Here is a 3139-nt window from a genome sequence, read left to right on the forward strand (position 1 = left end):
AGATTAGAGCGCATGGATCGGTTGTATAGGTAGTTTTTTAGCAGGTTAATAGAATAGTTTTCACAATAACATTATGCCTAAATAAAACTGTAAAATTTCAATATTTAACTACAATCTGTTTATTACACATAAAAAATATTATAACTAACTATTACTAAGATAAGGTAAAAATAGCTTAAAAGCAAACTCAATTACATTTTTATACAAAGTAAAAATCATTATAAAAATTACTCGAAAATGTAATCACCTTATAACACTATCATTATCACTCTAATGCCGATGAATAAAGGTTTTCGGCATATTATCAGCTTATAAAGGAAATGTATTTTTGTGGGGGTTGTACGGGGTGATTTTTCCTAGATTTTACAGGAGTTGCTTTAAAACAATATTAAAATTCATTTTTCATTATAAAACATGTACGAATTAATAATAAAATAACTATATTTCAACTCTAAAAGGAAACAAAAAATTGCACCTTTAAAACTTTTTGGTTATCTTTAATTATTCAGTATGGCAAAACAGAAACTTTTTGATGAGCCTTTTGATGAAGGCACTATTGTTAAACTAGAATTATACAAAAATTATCTAAAAGAATGGATTCCTGTTTTTAATTCTCGGCCGAAACCAATCACTAATGTTGTTAATGTGTTTGATTTTTTTTCAGGGGTTGGATGCGACCCAACTGGTAAGTACGGCAGTCCTCTAATTGCTGTTGATGTTATAACAAAGGCTAAATACATAAACAGAAAAGATGTAAGAATACATTTACATCTTAATGACTATGATAGCAACAAGTTGAATAAACTTAAACAGAACATTGTAAGCATGGGCTATAATCCAGCCCTATTTGATATTCATTATTACAATAAAGATGCAGTAACTTTGTTTCACCAACTACAAAGTGAGATGCAAGATGCCGCCAATTTGATATTTTTTGACCAGTATGGAATAAAATATGTCGATAAAACTTTGTTTCAACAAGTTGCTAGAAAAACAATGACAGATTTTATTTTTTTCGTCTCTTCAGCAACATATAATAGGTTTGCTGATAATAGTAGTATCACTAGTACTATACAAATAAGTCCTAAATTAATAAAAAACAGCAAATCAAGTCACATTCATAACTTAGTTGCTGATGCTTATAAACAAGCTATTCCTAATGATATAACTTACTACCTTGCTCCTTTCTCTATTCAAAAAAAGAAAGGAAAAGCTAAAAACATCTATGGTTTAATCTTTGGCAGTAGACATCCACTAGGTATAGAAAAGTTTTTAACAGTAAGTTGGAAACAAGATGTGGAAAATGGAACAGCGAACTTTGACATTGAAGATACTCAAATTAAAAAATCACAGTTATCTTTGTTTACAGGTAAAACTACACCCACTAAAAAAGAAATTTTTGAAAACTCACTAGAAGAGGAAATACTAAAAGGAATATTAACTACTGATCAAGATATTGTAGCATATATGCTTAATCACGGTTTTATAAGACAACATGTTATTCCTGTAATTGAGAGCTTAAAAGCACAAAAGAAAATTAAATATGAAGGAAGGCTTTCTCTCACATCAGGAATCTTGTACAAGAAAAAAGGAGATAACAACTACAAACAACCTACAAAAATAAAACTACTATAAAATGGCAACAAAATCATCAATAGAATGGACAGAAGTGACATGGAACCCTGTTACTGGTTGTGATAAAGTCTCAGCAGGATGTAAAAATTGCTATGCAGAAAGAATGGCGCACCGCCTAATGGCTATGGGGGTGAAACAATATCAAAATGGTTTTGAACTTAACCTAGCTCCACAGGCTCTAAATACTCCTAGAAGCTGGAAAACAAAAAAAGTAGTTTTTGTTAATTCTATGAGCGACCTGTTTCATGAAAAAGTTCCTTTATCTTATATCCAACAGGTATTTCAAGTTATGAATGAAACACCTCATATTTATCAAGTTCTAACAAAACGCTCTAAGCGATTATTAGAATTATCTCCGTCTTTAAATTGGACAAGTAATATCTGGATGGGAGTTTCTGTTGAAAATCAAACCTTTACACCTAGAATCAAAGACTTACAACAAACTGATGCTAAAGTTAAATTTTTATCTATTGAACCGCTTATTGGTGCTATAAAAACGCTTAGTCTTGATGCGATTGACTGGGTAATTGTTGGCGGTGAGTCTGGGCCAAGAGCCAGAAAAATAAAAAAAGAATGGATAGATTTTGTTCAACTAAGATGTAAAGAAACAAATACTCCCTTCTTTTTCAAACAGTGGGGCAAAAAAGAATTTAATGACAACCCAAATGATGAAACTATAAATACTTCGCACAAGCATCATGCTAAAGGAGGTTGTGAACTGGATGGGCATATTTATAGAGCAATGCCTAATAGTGTCGCTTTGGCAAAATAATACTAGGTAATCCCTCTTAAATACGACAAGAGTTATCACCAGACTATTCTATCCCATCTACACTAACAATGTGATCCAATCGAATAATTTCGCCATCATTCAATAATAGAAACTCTTCCTTTTGTTTGGTGTAAACATCCTTAAAGGTAGTGTGTTTGTTTTGTATGTTTCCTTCGACTAGATACACCAACTCTACATAGGTGATAAAAATAGTTGGAAGCAGTATTACTAGTCTACCTATTGATAATATAGCCTGATTTTTGTATTTTTGTTTAACAAGCTCAAGTTTAGCTCTATAAACGGCGGCCATAACTCTAAAATGTATTCTTACTATGGATCATACAAATATTCAATTGCAGTCTGTAATTACTAAGTTGCAACGACTGGATAATGATAATTTACTACAACGCGTGTCTGATTTCTTAGATGGTATGTTGGCCGCTTCTGGAGATACCAAAACAGATTGGTGGAATGAATTACCTGATACTGTTCAACAGGATTACGAGGAAGGAATAAAGGAGATGGAAGCAGGAGAAGAAACGAACGCAGATGACTTCTTAAAGAAATATCGCTAATAGTGAAGGATAAAATTAAAGAGGTTAGAATTGGTTTGCGAGCACAAACACAATTTGAAAAACTCCGAAAGAATACCGAAGAGCGCCAAGGTTCAAAAGCTGCTGGTCAATTCGTAGATGATTTTGAGAAAACTAAAAACCAACTCAAAAGAACCCC

4 protein-coding genes are annotated in these 3139 nt (G+C 32.2%); 3 read left to right on the forward strand and 1 reads right to left on the reverse strand.

Annotation, left to right across the window (positions count from 1 at the left end):
* The first annotated feature begins 510 nt into the window (after positions 1–510).
* Together tcmP and AB8B65_RS12395 are read left to right on the forward strand one after the other, a co-directional pair.
* A complete protein-coding gene (gene tcmP, locus AB8B65_RS12390) occupies positions 511–1635 on the forward strand; it encodes a three-Cys-motif partner protein TcmP (RefSeq protein ID WP_405301361.1) in 1125 nt (374 codons plus the stop codon).
* A 1-nt stretch (position 1636) separates the two neighbouring features.
* A complete protein-coding gene (locus AB8B65_RS12395; protein WP_405301363.1) occupies positions 1637–2407 on the forward strand; it encodes a DUF5131 family protein in 771 nt (256 codons plus the stop codon).
* 43 nt (positions 2408–2450) lie between these two features.
* On the opposite strand, the gene AB8B65_RS12400 is transcribed toward AB8B65_RS12395, so the two are convergent.
* Positions 2451–2717, reverse strand: a complete 267-nt coding sequence (locus AB8B65_RS12400) for a hypothetical protein (RefSeq protein ID WP_405301365.1) — start codon at positions 2715–2717, stop codon at positions 2451–2453.
* A 22-nt stretch (positions 2718–2739) separates the two neighbouring features.
* Here AB8B65_RS12400 and AB8B65_RS12405 point away from each other — a divergent pair, with 22 nt between their 5' ends.
* Entirely contained in the window at positions 2740–2982 is a 243-nt protein-coding gene (locus AB8B65_RS12405; RefSeq protein WP_405301367.1) for a hypothetical protein, read from the forward strand.
* The last annotated feature ends 157 nt before the right edge of the window (positions 2983–3139 follow it).

The sequence above is a fragment of the Kordia sp. genome (assembly GCF_045105435.1).
GTDB lineage: Bacteria > Bacteroidota > Bacteroidia > Flavobacteriales > Flavobacteriaceae > Kordia.